Source organism: Halioglobus sp. HI00S01, from assembly GCF_001635445.1.
Lineage (GTDB): Bacteria > Pseudomonadota > Gammaproteobacteria > Pseudomonadales > Halieaceae > Halioglobus > Halioglobus japonicus.
In genome coordinates this window covers 1-210 of sequence record NZ_LWEE01000171.1, presented here as the reverse complement: position 1 = coordinate 210, position 210 = coordinate 1, and the positions used below count along the sequence as shown (strand labels likewise).

At 63.3% G+C, this 210-nt stretch carries 1 pseudogene; it reads right to left on the bottom strand.

What is annotated here, in order from left to right:
* Positions 1-210, bottom strand: a pseudogene (locus tag A3709_RS23905) (aminoacyl-histidine dipeptidase); the annotation flags it as partial.

Below are 210 nucleotides of genomic sequence, written 5' to 3'. Positions count from 1 at the left end.
CACCGTCACCCAGGCGCAGAATGGCCAGATTGATACTGAGATCGACCAGGTCCGCGGGCTGAGTCAGGCTGTAGGACTGCGCGCCGTGAGGCCAGGCGCTGACCAGGTCAAGCAGCTGCAAGGTGTCCACCTCATCCAGGGCACTGTCGATGGCAGCCGGCGCCAGCGTCGCCTCAATGCCATGATCAACCGCCGGCAAATAGCTGTTCC